At 74.3% G+C, this 16,075-nt stretch carries 11 protein-coding genes, 1 tRNA gene, 1 pseudogene and 1 riboswitch; of the genes and pseudogenes, 2 read left to right on the plus strand and 11 right to left on the minus strand.

Features of this window, described 5'->3' with window-relative positions; translation table 11 throughout:
* Positions 1–10 precede the first annotated feature (10 nt).
* Genes ACZ7BZ_RS24110 through ACZ7BZ_RS24120 form a run of 3 tightly spaced genes read right to left on the minus strand, consistent with a single transcriptional unit; the run spans position 11 to position 4,511 of the window.
* Positions 11–2,560, minus strand: coding sequence for a bifunctional lysylphosphatidylglycerol flippase/synthetase MprF (locus ACZ7BZ_RS24110; RefSeq protein WP_470360100.1), 2,550 nt, complete (start codon positions 2,558–2,560; stop codon positions 11–13).
* Positions 2,557–3,873: an alpha/beta hydrolase gene (locus ACZ7BZ_RS24115; protein ID WP_470360101.1), complete on the minus strand. Its 1,317-nt coding sequence runs from the start codon at positions 3,871–3,873 to the stop codon at positions 2,557–2,559. Before ACZ7BZ_RS24115 ends, ACZ7BZ_RS24110 begins: the two co-directional genes overlap by 4 nt.
* The gene (locus tag ACZ7BZ_RS24120) at positions 3,870–4,511 is read right to left on the minus strand and encodes a class F sortase (protein ID WP_470360102.1); all 642 of its coding nucleotides are present in this window, start codon (positions 4,509–4,511) and stop codon (positions 3,870–3,872) included. Before ACZ7BZ_RS24120 ends, ACZ7BZ_RS24115 begins: the two co-directional genes overlap by 4 nt.
* 448 nt (positions 4,512–4,959) lie before the next feature.
* On the opposite strand from ACZ7BZ_RS24120, the gene ACZ7BZ_RS24125 reads away from it, so the two are divergent.
* Positions 4,960–6,261, plus strand: a complete 1,302-nt coding sequence (locus tag ACZ7BZ_RS24125; RefSeq protein ID WP_470360103.1) for a polysaccharide deacetylase family protein — start codon at positions 4,960–4,962, stop codon at positions 6,259–6,261.
* Positions 6,262–6,264: 3 nt separating this feature from the next.
* Here the strand turns inward: ACZ7BZ_RS24125 and ACZ7BZ_RS24130 are convergent, their stop codons facing one another.
* Both ACZ7BZ_RS24130 and ACZ7BZ_RS24135 read right to left on the minus strand, forming a co-directional pair.
* Positions 6,265–7,710, minus strand: a complete 1,446-nt coding sequence (locus ACZ7BZ_RS24130) for an MFS transporter (protein ID WP_470360104.1) — start codon at positions 7,708–7,710, stop codon at positions 6,265–6,267.
* A gap of 95 nt (positions 7,711–7,805) precedes the next feature.
* On the minus strand, positions 7,806–8,120 hold the full coding sequence (locus ACZ7BZ_RS24135; RefSeq protein WP_470360105.1) for a DMT family transporter: 315 nt from the start codon (positions 8,118–8,120) through the stop codon (positions 7,806–7,808).
* Positions 8,121–8,164: 44 nt separating this feature from the next.
* A riboswitch (guanidine-III (ykkC-III) riboswitch) is annotated at positions 8,165–8,230 on the minus strand.
* An 83-nt stretch (positions 8,231–8,313) separates the two neighbouring features.
* Between ACZ7BZ_RS24135 and ACZ7BZ_RS24140 the strand changes: the two genes are divergently transcribed.
* Positions 8,314–8,385 (plus strand) — tRNA-Cys (locus ACZ7BZ_RS24140).
* Positions 8,386–8,467: 82 nt separating this feature from the next.
* Here ACZ7BZ_RS24140 and ACZ7BZ_RS24145 read toward each other — a convergent pair.
* The 6 genes and pseudogenes from ACZ7BZ_RS24145 to ACZ7BZ_RS24170 form a co-directional block, all read right to left on the minus strand.
* On the minus strand, positions 8,468–10,798 hold the full coding sequence (locus ACZ7BZ_RS24145) for a xanthine dehydrogenase family protein molybdopterin-binding subunit (protein ID WP_380453691.1): 2,331 nt from the start codon (positions 10,796–10,798) through the stop codon (positions 8,468–8,470).
* 668 nt (positions 10,799–11,466) lie between these two features.
* A pseudogene (locus ACZ7BZ_RS24150) lies at positions 11,467–11,922 on the minus strand ((2Fe-2S)-binding protein); the annotation flags it as partial.
* A gap of 68 nt (positions 11,923–11,990) precedes the next feature.
* Positions 11,991–12,857 carry an FAD binding domain-containing protein gene (locus ACZ7BZ_RS24155; protein ID WP_470360134.1) on the minus strand — a complete coding sequence of 289 codons (867 nt, stop codon included), beginning with the start codon at positions 12,855–12,857 and terminating at the stop codon, positions 11,991–11,993.
* A 319-nt stretch (positions 12,858–13,176) separates the two neighbouring features.
* Positions 13,177–14,901 (minus strand): beta-N-acetylhexosaminidase, encoded by a 1,725-nt coding sequence (locus ACZ7BZ_RS24160; protein WP_470360106.1) that lies wholly within the window; start codon positions 14,899–14,901, stop codon positions 13,177–13,179.
* 91 nt (positions 14,902–14,992) lie between these two features.
* On the minus strand, positions 14,993–15,277 hold the full coding sequence (locus ACZ7BZ_RS24165) for a DUF3039 domain-containing protein (protein WP_380453685.1): 285 nt from the start codon (positions 15,275–15,277) through the stop codon (positions 14,993–14,995).
* Between the two features lie 75 nt (positions 15,278–15,352).
* Positions 15,353–15,946, minus strand: coding sequence for a YqgE/AlgH family protein (locus ACZ7BZ_RS24170; protein ID WP_470360107.1), 594 nt, complete (start codon positions 15,944–15,946; stop codon positions 15,353–15,355).
* Between the last annotated feature and the right edge of the window lie 129 nt (positions 15,947–16,075).

The following is a 16,075-nucleotide window of genomic DNA, read 5'->3' on the forward strand; positions in this document are numbered from 1 at the left end:
GCCCGCGGGATCAGCCGGACAGCTTGCGCATCAGCCGGACGCCCTGCGCCGCCGTGAGGTGCGGCAGGTACGCCTTGCCGATCGCCCTGGTGATGCCGGGCAGCGCGGCCGGGTCGGGGTAGGCCATGTACATCGGCCGGTACTCCGGCTGGAACTTCGCCTTGAACGCCAGCAGCGAGCGGAACCCGTACACCGGCTCCATCACCTTGCCCATCCAGTCCAGCATCCGCTGCAGCCCGGTGGGCTCCTCGTCCTGCCGGGCGCGGGCCAGGGGCGCCCCCGACAGCGAGAGGAAGCGGGCGCCCTCGCCCTTGAAGCCGAGCGCGGCCGAGGCGATCAGGAACTCGTTCACGCCGCGGAAGCCGTCCGAGCGCCGACGCATGAAGTCCAGCGTCCAACCGACCGGCTCGCCGTCCTCGTACACCGGCATCCAGCTGGTCAGCCCGTGCACCACCCGGTCCTGGTCCACCGCGACCAGCACCCGCACCGCCGGGTCGTCCAGCTCCTCCAGCCCGCCGAGGGTGAAGCCCATCTCGGGCAGGCCCTTCTCGGAGACCCACTCCTCGGAGATCGCCCGGATCTGCTCGCGCAGCGCGAGCGGCGCCTCGTGGTACGCCCACCACTCGGCGGTGATGCCCTGCTTTCCGGCCTTGTTCAGGGCGGTGCGGATGTCCTGCCACTTGCGGCCGGTGAAGGCCAGCTCGGGCAGCGGCACCACGGTGTCCTCGGCGACCTGCACCGAGCGCCAGCCCAGCTGGGCGGTCGCCGCCCGGGTGTCGGCGCAGACGCTGTAGAAGCACGGCGTCCAGCCCCGGGCGTCGCAGTACCGGGCGAAGCCGGCCACCGCCCGGGCCCGGTCCTCCGGGGCGCCGAACGGGTCGCCGGTGGTCAGCGCGACGGTGCCGACCACCCGGTAGGCGACGGCCGCGCGGCCCCCCTCGTCGAACCAGTAGTGGTTGCCGTCCCAGGTGGTGATGAAGGACAGCGTCCCGCCGCCGTGCTCGGCCAGCAGCGCCCGGGCCCGGGCGACCGCGGCCGGGTCGGTGCGCAGCACCGGCCGCCGGAACGCCGTCAGCAGCGCGACCAGCGCGACCGCCCAGAACGCCAGCCCGCAGTACGTCTCCAGGAACAGCGCCACCGGGCCGACCGCTATCGGGTAGTCCGGCAGCAGGTCGTTGTACGCGGGCGGCAGGAACTGGGCCGGCAGCCCGTTCACCAGCCCGCGCAGGCCCGCGCCCGGCTCGAACTGCCCGGCCACCACTCGCCCGAGGCCCACGTACGCCGCCGAGGCGACCAACGCGGCCCCGCCGACCACCGCGGCCAGCCGGCGCACCGCCCGGCCGGACAGCCGCAGCCGGAACCGCTGCCGGGTGGCCAGCAGCAGGACGGCGGTCAGCAGCGGCAGCAGCATCGCCTCGACGAAGTACTGCACGACGTCCCCGCTGACCGGCCCGGCCTCGAAGTACAGCCAGGCCAGCAGCACGGCCCAGAGCAGCTCGGTGGCGACGCTGATCCGCCAGGCGAACCGCAGGCCCCGGCGCAGCCCCTCGGCGAGCACCAGCAGCAGCGCCGGGAACAGCGCGGCCATCAGCCGGCCGGGGGTGTCGAATATCCGCTCGACGGCGTGCGCCCGGGCGCAGTCGTGCGCCGAGACGGCGCAGAAGTCGGCCACCTCCTCCGGGCTGAGGCGGTGCGAGAAGTACAGCTCGGAGAAGGTGTTGAACGGCCCGCTGGCGTTGTCGTACAGCGAGGCGATCAGCGGCCCGCAGGCGGCGGCGACCAGGCAGAGCGCGACCAGCACCCGGGTCTCGGTGTGCGAGGAGCGGTGGCTGCGCAGGTACGGCCGCCCGCGGCTGAGCAGCGCGCCCAGGCCGAGGCCGACCAGCGCGGCGGCGCACCTCTGGACGCTCTGCAGGTGGCCGACGTACAGCGTCATGACCAGCGGGACGAGCAGCACCAGCAGGTGCAGCCGGCGGCGCCAGAGCACGGTGAGCCGGTAGCCGAGCACACCGGCCAGGGCGAACAGCCCGACGGCGGGCCCGACCGCGGTCTGGTCGGCCACCGAGGCGGTCCACTGCTCCCCGGCCGAGGAGCCGCATGCCACCAGCGCGGTGCCCAGCAGGGTGCCGGCCAGCTGCCCGCCGGCCAGCACCGCGAGGGTGCGCAACCGGCCGAGCCGGCGCTCGGCGCCCGGGCCGACCAGGAGCAGCAACAGGCTGGTGAAGACGTACGAGCCGATGCCCGAGCACCAGAACAGCGAGGAGACCGGCGTCCACCAGCGGCCCTCGCCGAGGGTGCCCAGGCCGACGCCGACGCGGGAGAGCAGCCGGGCGGGCGGCCCGCCGGACAGGCTCCCGGTGGCCGCGCCGAGCGCCCAGAGCCCGGCCAGCATCGCCAGGGTCAGCGGCGCCGACCGCAGCCGGTCGCCGAGCGCCCGGGCGGCCCGGCGGATCCGCTGGCGGCCGGGTTCCGGCGTCCGGGTGACCGGAGCGAGGTCGCTGCCCGGCCCGGTCTCGGCGGCCGGCGGCGGTGCGGTCGGGGCCGCGAGCAGTCGGCTCACCGGATCAGGCCCATCTGCTGGGAGAGCCAGGGCAGGTTCTGCTCCAGGGCCTGCCGGAACACCACCCAGCTGTGCCAGCCGGGGATGGTCTGGAAGCCGACCTTCATCCCGGCGTCCTGGGCGGCGGCGTGGATCTTCTCCTGGCCCGGCCGGAACCACGGGTCGTCGGCGCCGACCACGATCATGCCGGCGGTGTCGGGGAACTTCTTGCGGGCCATCACGTGCACCGGGTCGACGGCGGCGAAGGCCGCCTCGTCACCCCCGAAGGCCTTGGCGACGGTCTCCTGGTGGCTGCCCAAGGTCGGCTCCTCCTGTCCGGAGATGTCCAGGAAGGTCCCGTACACCTCGGGCGCGTTGACGGCCAGTTGCAGCGCGCACGTCCCGCCGAGCGAGAGCCCGCCGATGGCGAGGGCACCGCGGCCGGTGGCGGTCTGCAGGTTGTGGTGGATCCAGTCCGGGATGTCGACGGCCAGGTAGGTCTGCGACTTGGCGATCTGGGAGTCCATGCAGAGCGGGTTGGCGAAGTTGCCGCCGGTCTGGTCGGCGACCAGCACGATCGGCGCGAGGCCCTGGTGCCGGGCGGCGAAGGCGTCCAGGGTCTCCCGGACCGCGCCGGAGTTCACCCAGTCCTCGGGCGCGCCGGGCTGGCCGGGCAGCAGCACCACGACGGGCAGCAGCGGCCGGGGGTTGGCCCGGTAGGCGGGCGGCAGGTAGACGTACCCGGGGCGCGGCGAGAAGCCGGACTTGGTACCGGGGACGGTCACGGTGGACAGGGTGCCCTTGTCCGGCAGGCCGGGCGGCGCGTGCCAGAGCTCGGCGAGCGGGCGGTCGGGCGCGCCCTGCACGGTGGCGGCCGCCCGTCCGGTGGTCAGTTCGTCGGTCTGCGGCGCCAGCATGGCCCGGGCCGTCGGGTACTGGTCGAAGCCCCGGTTGACCTGCGAGGCGGCCATCAGCACCACCAGGACCAGGCCGCCGACCGCGAACAGCCGGCGGCGGACGGTCAGCAGCGGGGCGCGGAAGCAGAGCAGGGCGATGGCGAACAGCGCGACCCCGATCCAGCGCAGCACGAACTCCGGGGTGCCCTCCGGGAAGGGGTGCCACCAGTCGTCGACGGCGATCTTCACCAGGACGGTCAGCACCCCGCCGAGCAGCAGGGCGCCGAGCATGCGCGGGGCGCGCCAGCGCTCGTGCCGGGAGAACGCCAGCAGGGCCAGCGCACCCCAGCCCGCGGCGAGCACGGCGTACGGGATCGGGCCGTGGGTGAGCGGCCAGTCGATCGGGTTCCAGCGGGTGGCGAGGGTGAGCGTGGTCATGCGGCTTTGCCCGGCGGTGTGGTGTCGGCCAGGAATCCGTAGGCGACGACGTTTCCCTCGTAGCCCTGTTCCTCGCTGTACGCGCCACCGCAGGTGATGACCCGCAGCTGTGCGTCGGCGGCCTGGCGGTAGACCCGGTCGTCCGGGAAGTCCTTTCGGTCGTGCACTTCGATGGCGTACAGCTGGTAGACGGCGGTGGCGCCGTCGGCGCGGGCGATCTCGATCCGGTCGCCGCGGTGGAGCGCCCCCAGGTGGTAGAAGACGGCCGGCCCGGCCTGGTTGTCGACGTGCCCCACCAGGATGGCGGTGCCGCGCTGGCCGGGGGTGGCCCCGCCGCGGTACCAGCCCGCGAGGTTGCGGTCGGTCGCGGGCGGGGCCTGGAGGTGGCCGTCCGGGTCCAGGCCCAGCTCGGTGACCGGGGCGTCCAGGCGGACGGCCGGGATGCGGATCCGGGTCGGGGCGGACGGGCCGAGCGGGGGGACGACGGAGACCGGGGCGAAGCCGGACAGCGCCTGGCCGGTCGGCGCGGGCGGCAGCACGGGCGAGCCGCCGTCGTGCAGCAGCCAGGCGCCGAGCACCAGCGCGGCGCCGGCCGCGAGGGTGCCCGGCCAGGGGCTCCTGCTCTGCTGGTCGCCCACGGGTGCTCCCTCCTGCCGGCCCGGATCCCATTCCTGAGAGTTTCCTGGGAACTCATTCAATCGGATCGGACCCTACGGCACGTCCCCACGACGGTCGTATCCGCACCCGCCGATCGGCAGGGATCGCGGCCTCGGCCCTGCGCCGGGTGCCCGTGTCACCACGGAACGTGATTCCACTGTCGCGCGGGCGGCCGCGGCCCTACCACTCGTCGAACAGCATCGACGTTCCGGCCCGCCGGTTCGGTTGCGTCAATCGGGCGATCGATCCCGACCGTCCGCTGCGCCTCTCCGACCGTTCCGGACCGCATGCCATGCTGACCCGGTCACGGGCTCCATCCCCCTCCGGTCGGCCCGGACATCCCCCTCCGGTCGGACCGGACTTCCGCACGCCGCGCGCACCCGGCACCCGAGCCGGCCGCCTGCCGATCGCCTCACGAACGGAGTGACCATGGACGCGCTCTCCCGCCGAACCCTGCTGGCCGCCGGAGCGGCCACCGCCGCGACCCTGGCGACCGGCTGCGGCACCGACCGGGCCGACGGCGGGGAACACGCGTCCGGCGGTCAGAGCGCCACCCCGGCCGGCCCGCCGGACGGGCAGAGCACCACCCCGGCCCCGGTCCCGCAGAAGCCGCAGGCCGTACTGATCGGCGACGGCTCCACCTCGGACACCGGTGCCCAGCCCCACCAGCCCGTCACCGAGCGGCTCCAACCCGGCCAGCGGCCCCCGCAGTTCGTGGTCTTCTCCTGGGACGGCGCCGGCGAACTCGACAACGGCCTGTTCGCCCGCTTCCGCCGGCTGGCCCAGGAGCACAACGCCTCGATGACCTTCTTCCTCAGCGGCCTGTACCTGCTGCCGGAGTCCAAGAAGGACCTGTACCGCCCCCCGCAGCACAAGGTCGGCGCCTCCGAGATCGGCTACCTGAGCGACCAGCACATCCACGACACCCTGGAGAACGTGCACGCCGCCTGGCTGGAGGGCCACGAGATCGGCACCCACTTCAACGGCCACTTCTGCGGCTCCACCGGGGTCAGCGCGTGGTCCCCGGAGGAGTGGGACAGCGAGATCCAGCAGGCGATGGACTTCGTGACGAAGTGGCGCACCAACACCGGCTTCACCGACCTGCCCGCCCTGCCCTTCGACTACCGCAAGGAGCTGATCGGCAGCCGCACCCCCTGCCTGGAGGGCCAGCGCAACCTGCTGCCCACCGCCGTCAAGCGCGGCTGGCGCTACGACAGCAGCGGCAACGGCACCCAGGTGTGGCCGCAGAAGATCCAGGGCGGCGCACTGTGGGACCTCCCGCTGCAGGCCATCCCGTTCCCCGGGCACACCTTCCAGGTGCTGTCGATGGACTACAACATCATGTTCAACCAGTGCGGCTCCAACACCAAGGCCGATCCGGCGCTCTACCCGGGCTTCCAGGCCCAGGCCCGGGACTCCTACCTGATGGGCTTCGACCGCGCCTACAACGGCAACCGGGCGCCGTACATCATCGGCAACCACTTCGAGGAGTGGAACGGCGGCATCTACATGAACGCCGTCGAGGACGTGCTCAAGTCGATCGCGGGCAAGCCGGAGGTCCGGCTGGTCTCGTTCCGCCAACTGGTGGACTGGCTGGACGCCCAGGACCCTGCGGTGCTGCGCAAGCTGCAGGGCCTCGGCCCGGGCCAGTCCCCGGCCGGCGGCTGGGAGAGCTTCCTCGGCACCCCGGCGGCGCCGCCGGTCCCCCCCGCCACGGCCGCGGCCGGCTGAGCTTCAGCCCTTCGGACGGATCCGGCCGGAGAGCAGCGCCCCCAGCGCCGCCACCGCGGCCATCACCAGCAGGATCACCGCGAAGGCGCCGGGGGAGCCGTCGGCCCCGGCGCCCTCGTGGGCGGCGGCCAACGAGCCGCCGCCCAGCGCCGCGAACAGCACCCCCGCCAGGCCGGTCAGCAGCACGTTGCCCAGCGCGTCGCTCATCTGCAGCGCGGCCGAGTTGGCCCCGGCGTCCTCCGGCGCGGAGAGCTTCATCATCAGCACGCTGACGCTCGCGACCGTCAGCCCCATTCCGATGCCGCCGACGCCCCAGGCCACCGACGCCGTCCAGGCCGGCACCGCCGGAACCAGCACCAGCGCGGCGCCCGCGATCGCCACCGCGGTCAGCACGAAGCCGCCCCGGATCATCGCCCCGCGGTAGCGCTCGGCCCCGGGTCGGCCCTGCAGCCAGGAGCCCAGCGCCCAGGTGAGCCCGCCGCTGGTCAAGGTGAGCCCGGAGAGGGTCGGCGAAAGGTCCCGCTGGGTGGTCATCATCAGCGGGACGAAGGCCTCCGCGCCGAGGAACGCCCCGGCCGCCAGCCCGCGCAGCAGGATCACCGTCGGCAGTCCGCGCCCGGCCCGCAGGGTCCGCTTCGGCAGCAGCCCCAGCACGGCCGGCACCAGCAGCGCCGCCCCGGCGATCCCGGGGAGCAGCCCGACCAGGTCGCGCCGCTGGCCGGCGTACTGCAGCAGACCGGCGCCGACCGCCGCCATGGCCGCCAGCAGGGTGCGGCGGCGGTCGAACTCGGCACCCCTGAGCACCGGGTGCTCCCGCTCGGAGCGGGCCAGCGCCGGGCCCATCACCGCCAGCGGCAGCAGGATCAGCACCGGCACCGCGAGGAAGACCCAGCGCCAGCCGAGGTGCTGGGTGACCGCCCCGGACACCAGCGGTCCGACGATGGAGGGCAGCACCCAGGCCGAGGAGAAGGCGGCGAACACGGCCGGCCGCAGCCGCTCCGGGTAGGCCCGGCCGACCACCACGTACAGCGCGACGATCACCAGCCCGCCGCCCAGCCCCTGGGTCGCCCGCCCGGCCACGAACACCCACATGCCGGGCGCCGTCCCGGCCACCACCAGGCCGGCGCCGAAGACCGTGATGCCGGTGAACAGCGGCTGCAGCGGGCCGCGCCGGTCGCACCACTGACCGGAGACGACCAGGGCGAACAGCGTGGTGGTGAAGTAACCGGAGAAGGCGAAGGCGTACAGCCCGAGGCCGTTCAGCTGCCGGGCCGCGGTCGGCATCGCGGTGTTGACGGCGGTCGCCTCGAAGGCGATCACCAGGACCACCGACACGATCCCGAGTGTCAGGGCGCGGTAGCGGCCGCTCATGACTCCCCCGCCGGGGTCGGCTCCGGAGCCGGAGGGTATCGAGGGGGAGTCGACCGAGGTGGGGGAGGCAGTGGTCATACGTAACATCGTAAGAGCCGTCCGCCTCGGTGACTCCTGACCGCAGTCCCTGACCGGATCCGTCGCAGGCCCTAGGACCAGCCACCCCCGGGGCGTCAGTGCAGCGCCTTGAGCCCCACCACGCCGGAGACGATCAGCAGCAGGCAGCCGATCCGGGCCATGGTCACCGCGTCCCCCAGGACGGCCATGCCGTAGAGCGCGGTGCCGACCGCTCCGATGCCGACCCAGACCGCGTAACCGGTGCCGATCGGGATGGTGCGCATCGCGTACGCCAGCCCGCCCATGCTGAACAGCAGCGCGACGCCGAAGACGAGGCTGGGAACGGGGCGGGAGAAACCCTTGGACGATTCCAGGGCCACTGCCCAGACGGTCTCCAGGAGACCCGAGACGATCAGAACGAGCCAAGCCATGACGGCCGTACCTCCGCAGTCCACAGCGGCCGGATTACCGCTGAACTGCGTCGTCTTGTCGTCACCGGGTACGACGCTCTCGTCCGGGGTGGCGGGAAAACAGCCACCGCCTCCGACGGTAGCACACATTGCCACGCAGAATTTACAGAAGCTCGTTGACCCCATTCCGGCGATCGGCCATCCTGAATTCGCCGGCCGTGTGCCCGAGTGGCCCAGGGAACCGTCTGCAAAGCGGTGTACGCGGGTTCAATTCCCGCCACGGCCTCGAAAGGGGAATTGCCGGTCGACTCCAAGAAGTCGACCGGCAATTCGGCATTCCGGCATTCCGCTTTCCCGGCCGGCCCCGCTCAGGCGGTGACGGCGTCCTCCGGCCGGATCGGCAGCCGGCCGACCGGCAGGCCGGTGGCGGCCCGGACGGCGGCGGCGACGGCCGAGGGGGCGACCACCGCGGGCACCGCGCTGACGGCCTTGGCGCCGAAGGTGGCGACCACGTCCCGCTCCTCCAGCAGCGCGGCGATCCGCACCTCCGGGGTGTCCAGCGAGGTGGGCAGCCGGTAGCCGGTGAGCGAGGGGTTGCCCAGCACCCCGCCCTCCGTGCGCAGGTCCTCCAGCAGCGCCAGGCCCACGCCCTGGGCCACGCCCGCCTCGATCCGGTCCTCGATCTGGCGCGGGTTCAGCGCCCGGCCGACGTCCTGGGCGACGGTCATCTCGACCACCCGGACGGCCCCCAGCTCGATGTCCACGTCCACCACCGCGCGCATCGCGCAGAAGGAGATGGAGACGAAGGCGTCGCCCTGCCCGGACTCGTCCAGCGGCTCGGTCGGGTGCGGGCGGCACTGGGCGGTGGCCCAGAGCTCCTTGCCCTCCAGCGCCTCGGCGACCGGCATCCCGAGCACCCCGTCGTAGGAGGTGATCTTGCCGTCGGCGATCTGCAGCAGCTCCACCGACATCCCGAAGTTGGCCGCGATCGGCTGCAGCAGCTGGTGGCGGACCATCAGCGCGGCCCGCTCGACCGCCCCGCCGGAGACCCAGGTGTGCCGGCCCCGCGCGGACGGCCCGGCGATGGACTGGTCGCTGTCGGCCGGCGCGATGTAGACCTCGCTGACGCCCAGCACGCTCTGCACGATCTGCCGGGCCAGCGTGGCGAAGCCCTGCCCGGCGTCGACGGCCGCACAGATCACCGTGGCGTGGTCGCCGCTGACCCGCACGGTGGCGGTGGAGACCTCGTCCTCGCCCTCGGCGCCCAGCATGTGCACCATGCCGACGGCGTAGCCGATGCCGCGGCGCACCGCGGCCGGGTCCCCGGCGCCGCCGGGCCCGCCGGGCAGCAGCCACTCGGCGTCCGGGTCGTCCACCGGCAGGGCCGGCAGCGGCTCGGCCGCCACCGCGTCCAACAGCGCCTTCACCGGCGCGGGGCAGGTGACGGCCTGTCCGGTGGGCAGCGGGTCGCCGGTGGACATCGCGTTGCGGCGGCGGATCTCCACCGGGTCCACGCCCACCCGGGCGGCCAGCTGGTCCAGCTGGGACTCGTACGCGAAGCAGGCCTGCAGCGCGCCCTCGCCGCGCATCCGCCCGGCCGGCGGGTTGTTGGTGCGCACCGCCCAGGCGTCCACGAACACGTTGGGGCAGACGTACGGGCCGACCGAGAAGGCCGTCGCGGCGGCCAGCGCCTCGGCGGAGACGTCCGCGTAGGCGCCGCCGTCCAGCAGGATCTGCGCCTCCACCTTCACCAGGGTGCCCTCGGCGTCGGCGTGGTGGCGGTAGCGCAGCAGCGCGGGGTGGCGCGAGGTGTGGGTGTGGAAGGACTCCTCGCGGGTGAGGGTCATCTTCACCGGACGGCCGGTGCGCAGCGCCAGCAGCGCCAGGGTGACCTGGAAGGAGATGTCCTCGCGGTCGGTGGTGGCGCCGGGCACGCCCGTGACGACCAGTCGGACCCGGTCGGGCTCCAGGCCCAGGCAGGCGGCGGTGCGGTCGCGGTCGCCGTGCGGGTCGGTGGAGGACAGGTGCAGCTCCACGCCGCCGTCCGGGCGCGGCACGGCCAGCCCGGCCTCGGCCCCGAGCGGGGCCGGGTCCTGCCGGCCGACCTGGTAGAGGCCCTCTACGACGATCTCGCCGACCGCGTCCGGGTCCCCGGTGCGCAGCGGCAGGTGGCGGAACAGGTTGCCGTCCGGGTGCAGCGCCGGCGCGGTGAAGGCCTGCTCGGGGTCGGTGACCGCCTCCAGCGGCTCGTAGTCGACCGCGATCAGGCCGACCGCCAGCCGGGCGGTGTCCGGGTGGTCGGCGGCGACCGCGGCGATCGGCTCACCGTGGTGGCGCACCACGCCGGCGGCCAGCACCGGCCGGTCGGCGACGATCGGGCCGGCCGGGGCGCCGTCGGGCAGGCCGTCCGGACCGGGCGGCAGGTCGGCGGCGGTGACCACGGCGTGCACCCCGGGCAGGGCGAGCGCGGCCGAGGTGTCGATGCCGCGGATCCGGGCGTGCGGGTGCGGCGAGCGCAGCACCGCGCCCCACAACAGCCCCTCGGCCCACAGGTCGGCCGCGTACGGGTAGATCCCGAGCGCCTTGGGCAGCGCGTCGCTGCGCAGCGGGGAGGTGCCCAGGCCGAAGGGCTCCGGTGCGGCGCCGCCCTCGCCGCCGTCCTGCTGGAGTGCTGCGCCGATGTCGGTAGGCGACGTCATGATGCGTGGTCGTCCTCGGGGAGCCGGATGCCGTGGGCGGGGGTGGCGCCGTAGGGGACGCCGGTGGTCGGTGCCCCGGCCTCGGCCTGGGCGCCGTGCGGGTCCGCGTACGGGGTGCCGTGAGGAGGCGCGCCGTCGTGGACGGCGCCGGGCAGCGGGGTGCCGTGCGCGGGGGTGGGCTCGTAGACCGGGGCGTCGTAGCCGGTGTCGTAGCCGTGGTGCTGCTGGTGGCCGTCCGGGTAGCCCGCCGGCACGTAGGTGCCGTGCGCGGGGGTGGCCTGGTACGGCTGCTCGGGGTAGCCCTGCGGCGGGTAGTACACCTGGTCGCCGGTGGCCTGGGCGGGGATGCCGGGCTGCATCGCGGTCAGGGCGGAGGTGTCGTACACGCCGGTGTCGTAGCCGCCGTCGCCGTACGGCTGCTCGGCGGGGGCCGGAGCCGGGGCGGGGGCCCGGACGGCTTCGGCGGCGGCCTCGACGGGCGGCTGGGGGACGTGCTCGATCCAGGCCTCGTCGGAGTAGACCGGCGGCTCGACGGCCGGCTCCGGCTGGACGGCGGGCTGCTGCCCGGCCGGGGAGGCCTCAGCGGTCCGGGAAGCCTCGGTGGCCTCCTCGGCGGCGGCCGCGGCGGCCTCCTCCGCCTCCTCGGCCTCCAGCGCGCGGGCGTCCGCGACGGTCTGGACGGCGGCCAGCACGCCGCGGTAGCCGGTGCAGCGGCAGAGGTTGCCGCACAGCGCCTGCCGGGCCTCGACCTCGGTGGGCCGGTGGTTGCGCTGGAGCAGGTCGTGCACGGCCATCGCCATGCCGGGGGTGCAGTAGCCGCACTGCACGGCGCCGGAGGCGGCCAGCGCCTGCTGGACGTCGCTCGCGCCACCGGCCGCGGACAGGCCCTCGACGGTGTTGATCTCGCTGTCGGCGGCCAGCGCGGCGGGCACCAGGCAGCCGGCCACCAGCTGGCCGTCGACCTGCACCGAGCAGGCGCCGCACTCGCCCTGCTCGCAGCCGTCCTTGGCGCCGGCCAGGCCGAGCCGCTCGCGCAGCACGTAGAGCAGGCTCTCGCCGATCCAGGCGTCGGTGACGGGCCGTTCGAAACCGTTGACCCGCAGCGTGTAGGAGGCGCACGGGCGCAGCTCCCGGCTGACCTGCGGGGTGGGGCCGAGCGGGTCGGCGTCGAGGGTCTCGATGGGGTCTGTGGTCACTTCAGCGCCCTTCCCAGTGCCCGTCGGGCCAGCACCGATACGGTACGCCGCAGCCGAACGGCGGCCGCGGTCGGCCCCTCGGTCACGGCCTCCCAGGCGCCCTCGGCGCCATAGTTGTCGGGGACGCAGGCGGCGGCCACGTACTCGCCGAAGGCGGCGCCCGCGGCCGGGTCGATCTCCCGGCTGCCGTCCCAGTCGATGCAGCCGGCCACCCAGGCCTCGGCCTCCAGCGGGCGCAGCGGGACGGGGGCGACGGCCCCGACGGCGCAGCGCACGGCGCGCCGGGCCGGGTCGAGGACGAGCGCGACGGAGGCTGTGGCGCGGGCCGGGCCGCTGCGGCCGGTGGCCTTGAGGAAGACCTGCGGCGCGTGCAGCAGCGGGACGCGCACCCAGGTGAGCAGTTCGCCGGGACGCACCGGGTCGAGGCCGGTGAGCAGGTGACTGACCGGCACCTCGCGGCTGCCGCCGGCCCGGACGAGGGTGACGCTGGCCTCCAGGGCGGCGAGCACCGGGAGGGTGTCGCCGGCCGGGGCGGCGGTGACGATGTTGCCGCCGAGGGTGCCGACGTTGCGGACCTGCGGCGGGCCGGCGGTGCGGGCGGCGTCGGCGAGGGCGGGGATGAGCGCGGCGAAGTCGGGGCGGTCCATCCGGGCGTGGGTGAGTCCGGCGCCGAGCACGGCGGTTCCCCCGTCCTCGTAGCGCCAGCCGCGCAGTTCGGTGATCCGACCGAGGCCGATCAGGGCGGCGGGGCGCAGCCGTCCGGCGTTGACGGCTTCCATGAGGTCGGTGGCTCCGGCCACCGGTACCGCGGCCGGGGCGGCGGCCAGCGCGTCGACGGCCTCGTCGAGCGAGGCCGGCAGCATGATCGTCCGGTTCACCTGGGTCCCACCGTGCTCCACTTGCTCATCGATCGTCTGCCGCCCGCGGCCGTGGCCGCACTGTCCGCGTCAGCAGCCCGGCCTGGCCGTAGGGTACGGGCGATCGGGCCGGGTTGGGCAACTCTGGCACACAATGCTCGATGATCATTTCGGGACCGGTGAACGGGACTGCCCGTTTGGGACGGATACCGGGCGGTATCTGCCCCGACCCGAACAGGCCCGGGGCAGATGTTCATCTCTTCTTGACGTCAGATGACCGTCCATAAGTTCCCGACGGACACATCAGCACACCGGCGGCACCGCCTCAGCGCACCGGCGGCGGCCCCTCGATCGGCCGCCCCGCCACCCCGGGCCGGCGCTGCCAGGGGTGCGGCCCGTCGACCGGGCGGTACTCGACGCCCAACGCGTCCAGCACCTCCAGGTGGGCGCGCAGCCGCCGCTCGAAGCCCGGGTAGTCCCGCTCGGCCGGCTGGGCGGGCAGTTCGGACCAGGCGACCTCGGCGAAGGCGACCAGCCGGGGGAAGGCCCGGTAGTCGACGTCCCGGGCGCTGTCCATGAACTCGCTCCACAGGTTGGCCTGGGTGCCGATGACGTGCCGGGCGGCGGCCTCGTCCAGCTGCTCCGGGACGGGCTCGAAGCGGTAGACGTCCTCCAGCGTTCGCACGAAGCCGACCGGGATCGGCTCGTCGGGCCCGTCCGCCTGCCGGTGGTCCAAGTAGACGTGCTGCTCGGGGCACATCACCACGTCGTGCCCGGCCTCGGCGGCCGCGATCCCGCCGCCGAAGCCCCGCCATGACGAAACCGCCGCGCGTGACCGCCCCCACGCCTCCCGGCACTCAGTACCCGACGCCGACGCTTCCCCCTCCTCCGTCGGTCGCTCGTCGCTCGTCGCTCTCGGCGTCGGCGCGCCCTTCGGCGTGGTGGCGATGGCGAGACCGCCCTCCAGGATCTCGTCCCAGCCGATCAGCCGGCGGCCGCGCTCGGCCAGCCAGCGGTCGAAGTGCCGGATGAGGTGGCTCTGCAGCTCGTCCTCGTTGGCCAGACCGAGCTCGCGGATCCGGGCCTGGGCGGCGGCGCTGTCCTTCCACTGCTCCTTGGGGCACTCGTCGCCGCCGAGGTGGACGAACTCGGACGGGAACAGCTCCAGGACCTCCTCCAGCACCCCCTCGAAGAACCGCAGGGTCTCCTCGGAGGCGTTGAGCACGTTGTGGCTCACCCCCCAGTCCGTCCAGACACCGAGCTCGGCGGTGTCCACCACGTCGGTGTTGCCCAGCTCGGGGTAGGCGGCGACGGCGGCCTGGGTGTGGCCGGGCAGGTCGATCTCCGGGACGACGGTGATCCCGCGCGCGGCCGCGTAGGCGACGATCTCGCGCAGGTCGTCCTGGGTGTAGTAGCCGCCGTGCGGCCGGTCGTCCCGGCGCTGCCCGGCCCGGTAGCCGACCATCGAGCGCTCCCGCCAGGCGCCGAGCGCGGTCAGCCGCGGGTAGCGCTTGATCTCGATCCGCCAGCCCTGGTCGTCGGTCAGGTGCAGGTGCAGCACGTTGAGCTTGTGCGCGGCCAGCAGGTCGACGAAGCGCAGCACGTCGGACTTGGGCAGGAAGTGCCGGGCGACGTCCAGCAGCACGCCGCGCCAGCCGAACCGGGGCGCGTCGGCGATGTCCGCCCCGGGCAGCACCCAGGCCTCCCGGCGCAGCGGGGAACGGCGGTACGCGTCGGGCCCGAGCAGCTGCCGCACGGTCTGGGCCGCCCACAGCGCGCCGGCCGGGCCGCCCGCGGCGAGCAGGGCGTGGCCGGGGCGCACCGTGATCCGGTACGCCTCGGCGGCCAGGGTGTCGTCCAGGACCAGCTCGATGCCCGCCCCCGGGCGGCCCGGGGCGAGCGGCAGCCCGGTGGCGGCGGACAGCGTGCCGCGCAGCCAGCGCTCGGCGTCGGCCAGCCCGGGCGGCGCGGTCAGCGTGGTGGTGGCGTCGAGCGGGAAGTCCTCGTCCGGGCGCCGGACGGCACTCGAAGGTGCGGGAATGAGGTCCATTCCGACATCCTGCCCAGGCCCGGAACGATTGGCATAGACCACCTCGGAAACGCGGTGCTATGCAAAACGGCGTTCCGAGGACGCCACCGGGCTACTTGTCGCCGTTGTCCCCGTCGCCGCCCTGCGGCTTGCCGATGCCGTCGTAGATCTCCTTGCACATCGGGCAGACCGGGTACTTCTTCGGATCGCGACCGGGCACCCACACCTTGCCGCACAGCGCCACGACCGGGGACCCGGAGAGCGCGCTCTCCATGATCTTGTCCTTCTGGACGTAGTGCGCGAAGCGCTCGTGGTCGCCGTCCCCGTGGGACACCTGGGGGACGGGCTCGACCAGGGTGCCGGTGCCGAGGCCGCGCTCGGGCTCAAGAGTGCTCATAGGTGCCAAGTCTATGGGCGCCCCCGGAAACCGGGCCAGTGTCGCGCGGCGACCCCGGGGTCCGCGGGCGGCGGCTCAGTTCATCGTCGGGTCGTCCGGGTAGGTCGCCAGCAGGGCCAGTGGGCCGCGCTGGCGGCGCAGCACCGAGCGCCACAGCCGCTCCGGCTCGGGGCTGGAGACGTCCCCGGGCTCGCAGTCCACCAGGTACCAGGCGCCGCTCTCCAGCTCGCTCTCCAGCTGGCCCGGCGACCAGCCGGCGTACCCGGCGAAGATCCGCAGGCTGCCCAGTTCCCCGGCCAGCACCTCGGGCGGCGCCTCCAGGTCCACCAGGCCGATCGCGCCGTGCACCCGCCGCCAGCCGAGCGGCTCGCCGATACCCGGCTCCCCCGGCGCGACCGCCAGACCGAGCGCCGAGTCCAGCGCCACCGGCCCGCCCTGGAACACCACCGCGGGCTGCCCGACGAGTCTGCCCCAGCCGTCCAGCACACTGCCCACCTCGACCGGTGTGGGCCGGTTGAGCACCACGCCGAGCGCCCCCTCGACGTCGTGGTCGAGGAGCAGCACCACCGCCCGGGCGAAGTTCGGGTCGCTGAGCATGGGCGTCGCGACGAGCAGACGGCCGGTGTGGGACCGGCCTCCGTGCGATTGGGCCGCCGTCATGCCACACATGATCCCGCAGAACGGCACCGGTCGGACACCGCAACACCCGAAACCCCGCCACGCCGGAGGAACACCCGTACGGCCGTACCGGCGGGCGGGAGCGCGGCGGGAGAGAGCACCATCACGGGAGAGGCTCAC

This window comes from Kitasatospora sp. NPDC036934, from assembly GCF_055608425.1.

Excerpts from the sequence above, each read along its gene's own strand:
- ACZ7BZ_RS24155 (WP_470360134.1), bottom strand. The coding sequence starts at position 12,857 with ATGCTGCCGGCCTCGCTCGACGAGGCCGTCGACGCGCTGGCCGCCGCC.
- ACZ7BZ_RS24130 (WP_470360104.1), bottom strand. The coding sequence starts at position 7,710 with ATGACCACTGCCTCCCCCACCTCGGTCGACTCCCCCTCGATACCCTCC.
- ACZ7BZ_RS24125 (WP_470360103.1), top strand. The coding sequence starts at position 4,960 with ATGGACGCGCTCTCCCGCCGAACCCTGCTGGCCGCCGGAGCGGCCACC.
- ACZ7BZ_RS24145 (WP_380453691.1), bottom strand. The coding sequence starts at position 10,798 with ATGACGTCGCCTACCGACATCGGCGCAGCACTCCAGCAGGACGGCGGC.
- ACZ7BZ_RS24160 (WP_470360106.1), bottom strand. The coding sequence starts at position 14,901 with ATGGACCTCATTCCCGCACCTTCGAGTGCCGTCCGGCGCCCGGACGAG.
- ACZ7BZ_RS24165 (WP_380453685.1), bottom strand. The coding sequence starts at position 15,277 with ATGAGCACTCTTGAGCCCGAGCGCGGCCTCGGCACCGGCACCCTGGTC.
- ACZ7BZ_RS24170 (WP_470360107.1), bottom strand. The coding sequence starts at position 15,946 with ATGTGTGGCATGACGGCGGCCCAATCGCACGGAGGCCGGTCCCACACC.
- ACZ7BZ_RS24115 (WP_470360101.1), bottom strand. The coding sequence starts at position 3,873 with ATGACCACGCTCACCCTCGCCACCCGCTGGAACCCGATCGACTGGCCG.
- ACZ7BZ_RS24135 (WP_470360105.1), bottom strand. The coding sequence starts at position 8,120 with ATGGCTTGGCTCGTTCTGATCGTCTCGGGTCTCCTGGAGACCGTCTGG.